Consider the following 5,507-nt stretch of genomic DNA (forward strand, 5'->3'; position numbering starts at 1 on the left):
GGATGCTGCCGCCCTGGGGCGCTTGCAAACCGGCGAGCACCCGCAGCAGGCTGGACTTGCCAACGCCGCTGGGGCCGAGGATCGACACCACTTCGCCGGGCTGCAATTGCAGGTCGAAACCTTCCAGCACCGAATTGCCCGCATAGCCCAGGCAAATTCCCTGGGCGTGCAATACCGCCTGGCTCATAGATTGGCCTGACGGTTCAACTCGGTGCGCAACTGCACCAGGCTCGGGGTCACGATCGGCACAAATGCCGACTCGCGCCAGCGCCGGGCAAAACCGCTGCCGTGGGCCGTCAGGTAGGCCTTGCCGCCGCTGGCTTGCAGCTCCAGTTGCACAGCGCTGGCAGCGATTTCCGCGAGGGCGATGCGCAGGCGGAACAACGGTACCGGCTCAGTGCCGAAGCGGCCGGCCAGCAGGCCTTTCTTCAGGTCGTTGACCGCCTGTTCCAAGGAGGTACGCAACACTTCCAGCTCTTCACGCAATACGGTGCGGCTGGAGCCCAGGTGATTGGCCACCTCCGCCAGCGAGCGCCGCGCCAGGCCGATGGACATGCCGCATTGCAAGCCCAGAAATGCCGGGCGCACGGCCGGCAGGAACTTGCGTGCATCCTCATGCAACAACCAGTCGCGGCTCAGCTCCACGGTTTCAAAGCCGAGGGCCGCGGTATTGCTCGATTGCAGGCCCAGCAGTTCCAGGTCGCGGGAACGTTGCAGGCCGGACACCGAGTCCGGGATCGCCAGGATAAACGGCGCGCCGCCCTGGGCATGCTCGATGGCGGCAGCCACCACAAACCCGTTCTTGCGCAGGTTGGTCACCCAGTGCAGGCGGCCATTGAGATTCCAGCCGTCGTCGGTCGGCTCGGCGCTGATTTGCAGCGACTCGATGCCAGACAAAAACTTCATCGCGTTGGACAGCCCGGTCGCCCCGGCCAGCTTGCCGCTCAGCAGGTCCGGCAGCAGTTGCTCGCGCAGGCGCTGGTTCGGGCTTTGCAGCAGGTATTCGATAAACGAGCGTTGGCCCCAGCACACAAACGCCGACGCCAGGGAATGGCTAGCTACGTCGGCGATAGCTTCCACCGCGCCGGTGACATCGCCGCCCAGGCCACCGAGGTCCTTGGGCACACCGATACGTAATACATTGGCCTCTGCCAGCCGTGGCAGCACTTCCTGCGGATCGCAACTGCCCACATCCAGGGCCTGCGCTTGAACATCGAGCCAGCGGCTCAAGATTGGGTCAAGCATTCATGTTTCTCCTTGTTGCAGCATGTTTACCATCGCGAACGCTTGCGCGCCTTCAGCTAGCCGGTTTTTTCCCAACGGTATTGCGCCAGTTCCGGATTCAACGGGGTACGGGCAAACACGTTGGCGAAGTTGCACAGGGTGGCCAGGCTCACACCCAGAATAACCTCAAGGGCATGACCGTCGGTGTAGCCTGCCTCACGGAACGCGGTGTAGCCGGCGTCGCTGACATCACCGCGGGTGGCGATCACTTCACGGGTGAACGCTGCCAGTGTCTCATAACGCTCGTTGGGCAGTTCACCGCGCTGGCGCAGGGCGTCGATCACGTCTTCCGGCAGCTTGGCCTTGTTGCGCGCTACGGCAGTGTGCCCGGCGACGCAGAAATCGCAACCGTGATTGGTGGCGGCAATCAGTTGCACCACTTCGCGGTCGGCCAGGCTCAGGTCAGACTTGGCGTTCAGGCCCGACACGGTGATGTAGGTTTCCAGGGCTGCCGGGGCGTTGGCCAGCACCGCCAACAGATTGGGGATGAACCCGGAACCCTTCAGGGCATTTTCCAGAAAGGGCTTGGCCGCCTCAGGAGCGGTTTCCAGGGTTAGCATCGGTACGCGGGACATGGAGTGGTCTCCTCATGGATTCGTGTACCAAGTCTGTTGGTTATAAAAAATCCGCTCAATAGTCTAAAGTAGCGATTACTTGCTCTAGAGTCTTTCCGTTAGATGAATTCGTCCAGTTCACTCGTCGATTGGTTATTAGATAGCCTTGAACTCAACACCAGCCTGTTTCACGTCGGGCGTTACTGCGGCGACTGGCACGCCAGCACCCATGGCCTGGCAAGCGCGAGTTTTCATCTGGTGGTGCAAGGGCAGTGCTGGATGCACATCGACGGCGACTCGACCCCTTACCCATTGAACAACGGCGATGCAGTCTTCCTGCTGCGGGACCTGGCGTACCGCTTGTCCAGCGATGGCACCGCCACCGGCGCCCAGGAATGCCCGCGCAAGCCAATGGTGCCGCTGGACAGCCAGGCCAGTGACGGCGTGGGACTGGTATGCGGGTTCTTTCACTTCCAGTCCGGGCTGTCGGCGATGATTGTCGACACCCTGCCCGCCTGGATCATCCTGCGGGCCGGTGATCCATCGCTGACCGCCGCGCGCAACCTGTTCGAATTGATCCTGCAGGAATGCGAGCGCACGCCGGCGCCCTCGCCCGCCCTGCTGGAGCGCCTGTGCCACCTGCTGTTCCTGTATGTGCTGCGCCAGCAAGTGCTGGACAACACCGACCTCGGCGGCCTGGCGGCGCTGGCTCGGCAACCGGCATTTGCCAACCTGCTGGAGCAGTTGATCGCACGCCCGGCCGAGCCCTGGACCCTGGAAAGCATGGCGGCCTGCACCGGCCTGTCGCGCTCGGCGTTCTTCAAGCGCTTCAATGAACTGTGCGGGCAGTCGCCGGGGCAAGTGCTGCTGATGATGCGTGTGCGCCACGCCTGCCAGCTGTTCAAGCAGGACCAGACCGTAGCGGACGTGTCCCTCGCCGTGGGTTATCAATCGGTGGCAGCATTTACCCGGGCCTTCCATAAGGTCACCGGCTTCCAGCCCGGCGCCTACCGCAAGGCTCAAGGTTGACGCTGCAACCCATTGCCCGGCCGGGCGCAAAGCTCCACCAGCCAATCGACAAACACCCGCACCCGTTGCGACAGCTGGCGATGCGGCGGGTACAGCGCCGTCAGCGGTAACCTGGGCGGCGGCTGATACGCCAGCACCTCCACCAGCGTGCCCGCTTCCAACTGGCGAACGGCGTGGTAGTACGGCGTTTGTACCAGGCCGTAACCCGCCTCACAGGCCGCCAGGTAACCATCGGCACTGTTGACCGCCACTTGCTTGGGCAGGTCGACCAAGCGGATGTCGCTGCCGATCTGAAACTCCAGGCCATAGCGTTTGCCGCTGGTGCTGGAGAAATACTCCACCACTTGATGGCCGGCCAACTCATCCAGCGTCGATGGCACGCCGAACCGCTGCAAGTAGCCGGGGCTGGCGCAGGTCACCTGATCCATCATCGCCAGCGGCCGGGCCACCAGCGACTCGTCCAGCGCCAGGCCGCCGCGCAACACGCAATCCACGCCTTCGCGGATCAGGTCCACCGGGCGGTCATTGAGGCCGATTTCCAGATCGATCTGCGGGTAACGCGTGGTGAACTCGGGCATTGCCGGAATTACCAGGAAGCGCCCGATCCCCGACGGCATATCAATGCGCAACGTGCCGCGCGGGTTGCGCCGGCTGGTGGAGAACACCGCCTCGGTTTCCTCAAGGTCCGCCAACAGGCTCACGCAACGCTGGTAGTAAGCGGCGCCGTCCAGGGTCGGGCTGACCTAACGCGTGGTGCGCTGCAACAGTTGCACCCCAAGGTGCGCCTCCAGTTGCTTGATCAGGATGGTCACCGAGGCACGCGGCAGTTGCAGGCTGTCGGCCGCCCTGGCAAAGCCGCCCAACTCGACAATCCGCACAAACACGCGCATGGCGTTAAAACGGTCCACTGGCTGGTTTCCTTCAGGGATTATTTAGAATTTCATAATAGTGATAGTGGTTTTAGCCGGTTTATCCCGCTTTTGTCGAGGGCAACAATGGAGCCCTTCCCACACAGGAGCTGGACCCATGCACACACGTCAACTCGGCAAAAACGGCCCTCAGGTTTCCGCCATCGGCCTCGGCTGCATGGGCATGACCGATTTCTACACCACCGGCACCGACACCACTGAAGCCATATACACCCTGCACCGCGCCCTGGAACTGGGGATCAACCTGCTCGACACCGCCGACATGTATGGCCCCCACACCAACGAAGCGCTGATCGGCAAGGCCATCGCCGGCAAGCGCGACCAGGTGTTCCTCGCCAGCAAGTTCGGCATCGTGCGCGACCCGGCGAACCCGGCACTGCGTGGCGTCAACGGCCGCCCGGAATACATTCGCGAGGCCATCGACGGCACCTTGAAGCGCCTGGGCGTGGAAACCCTGGACCTGTATTACCAGCACCGCATCGACCCCGAAGTGGCGATTGAAGAAACCGTTGGCGCCATGGCCGAACTGGTCAAGCAAGGCAAGGTGCGTTATCTGGGCTTGAGTGAAGCGTCGGCGGCTACCCTGGAGCGCGCTCACAAGGTGCATCCCATCAGCGCCCTGCAAAGCGAATATTCGTTATGGAGCCGCGACCAGGAAGACAACGGTTGCCTCGCGGCCTGCCAACGCCTGGGAATCGCATTTGTGCCCTACAGCCCACTGGGCCGCGGCTTCCTGACCGGCGCGCTGAAAAGCCCGGATGACTTTGCGGCGGATGACTATCGCCGGTTCAGCCCGCGTTTCCAGGGTGAAAACTTTGCGAAGAACCTGCTGCTGGTGAAACAGGTACAAGCCCTGGCTGCCGACAAGGGCGTGACCGCCGGGCAACTGGCGTTGGCCTGGGTGCTGGCGCAAGGGGATTACCTGATCCCGATCCCGGGGACCAAGCAACGCAAATACCTGGAAGAGAACGTCGCGGCACTGGAGGTCAAGCTGAGCCCGACCGAGTTGGCGGAGCTGGAGGCCATCTTCCCGGCCAACGCCACAGCCGGGCTGCGCTACCCGGAAGCGGTCATGCAGATGCTGGACAAATAATCCTGCCACGCCGGATCGGGGCTGGCTCGCCAGCTCCGCTCCTTGAATCCCTGCCCTGGTTTTTCTTGCACGATAGTGCCTCAAGCTCGCCCGTCCCAAGCCGATAGCCCTTCGAAGCTCTAACAAAGCCGCGTCGCACAATAAACGCTTCGTAAGGACGACCCCATGCCCTCATTGCGCTCTATCCAAGCCCGCTACACCCTGTTCCTGGTGCTGTTCGTCCTGTTGTTATTCGTCTTGACGGTGGTGGGCATCGGACAGTTGGTGGCCCCCAAGCTGCGCCACACCGAAGAACAGGTGGCCCTCAATCGCATTGCCGAAGTGGCCGAGCAGATCCAGGGCGAACTGAACAAGGTTCAGGCCCAGCAACGCAGCATCACCCAAACCATCCCGCTGCTGGACAGCGACGCCATCGACAAGGTGCTGCCAGGCCTGGTGGACCAGTACGGCGAATTGAAAGTGTTTGGCGGCGGCATCTGGCCCCTGCCCAACCAGCGCACGCCGGGGCGCAACAAGCACAGCACCTTCTGGCACCGCGATGCCTCGGGCAAGCTGGCGGTGAACACCTTCTGGAACAGCGACGCGGCCCCCAACTACTACGACCAGAGCTGGTACAAG

At 62.7% G+C, this 5,507-nt stretch carries 5 protein-coding genes and 2 pseudogenes; 3 read left to right on the forward strand and 4 right to left on the reverse strand.

Annotated features, from left to right (window positions below; genetic code table 11):
• The 3 genes from HX846_RS29590 to HX846_RS29600 all read right to left on the reverse strand — a co-directional run.
• Window positions 1–187 (reverse strand): ATP-binding cassette domain-containing protein (locus tag HX846_RS29590; protein WP_178966725.1); only part of this gene is annotated, 187 nt, incomplete at its 3' end.
• Complete coding sequence (locus tag HX846_RS29595; protein WP_178966727.1) at window positions 184–1,245, reverse strand: acyl-CoA dehydrogenase family protein; 1,062 nt, start codon at window positions 1,243–1,245, stop codon at window positions 184–186. The genes HX846_RS29590 and HX846_RS29595, both read right to left, overlap by 4 nt.
• 56 nt (window positions 1,246–1,301) lie before the next feature.
• The gene (locus tag HX846_RS29600) at window positions 1,302–1,859 is read right to left on the reverse strand and encodes a carboxymuconolactone decarboxylase family protein (protein WP_178966729.1); all 558 of its coding nucleotides are present in this window, start codon (window positions 1,857–1,859) and stop codon (window positions 1,302–1,304) included.
• A gap of 102 nt (window positions 1,860–1,961) precedes the next feature.
• On the opposite strand from HX846_RS29600, the gene HX846_RS29605 reads away from it, so the two are divergent.
• Window positions 1,962–2,867 (forward strand): AraC family transcriptional regulator, encoded by a 906-nt coding sequence (locus HX846_RS29605; RefSeq protein ID WP_102368899.1) that lies wholly within the window; start codon window positions 1,962–1,964, stop codon window positions 2,865–2,867.
• Here the strand turns inward: HX846_RS29605 and HX846_RS29610 are convergent.
• Window positions 2,858–3,775, reverse strand: a pseudogene (locus HX846_RS29610) (LysR family transcriptional regulator). The gene HX846_RS29605 and the pseudogene HX846_RS29610 sit on opposite strands and share 10 nt — an antisense overlap.
• A gap of 118 nt (window positions 3,776–3,893) precedes the next feature.
• Here HX846_RS29610 and HX846_RS29615 point away from each other — a divergent pair.
• A complete protein-coding gene (locus HX846_RS29615; protein ID WP_178966731.1) occupies window positions 3,894–4,889 on the forward strand; it encodes an aldo/keto reductase in 996 nt (331 codons plus the stop codon).
• 165 nt (window positions 4,890–5,054) lie between these two features.
• A pseudogene (locus HX846_RS29620) lies at window positions 5,055–5,507 on the forward strand (methyl-accepting chemotaxis protein); the annotation flags it as partial.

Source organism: Pseudomonas sp. K5002 (assembly GCF_013386655.1).
In the GTDB taxonomy this organism is placed as follows: Bacteria; Pseudomonadota; Gammaproteobacteria; order Pseudomonadales; family Pseudomonadaceae; genus Aquipseudomonas.

What these genes read in the sequence shown, in the direction of transcription:
- HX846_RS29595 (WP_178966727.1), bottom strand. Translation starts at nt 1,245, where the DNA reads ATGCTTGACCCAATCTTGAGCCGCTGGCTCGATGTTCAAGCGCAGGCC.
- HX846_RS29600 (WP_178966729.1), bottom strand. Translation starts at nt 1,859, where the DNA reads ATGTCCCGCGTACCGATGCTAACCCTGGAAACCGCTCCTGAGGCGGCC.
- HX846_RS29605 (WP_102368899.1), top strand. Translation starts at nt 1,962, where the DNA reads ATGAATTCGTCCAGTTCACTCGTCGATTGGTTATTAGATAGCCTTGAA.
- HX846_RS29615 (WP_178966731.1), top strand. Translation starts at nt 3,894, where the DNA reads ATGCACACACGTCAACTCGGCAAAAACGGCCCTCAGGTTTCCGCCATC.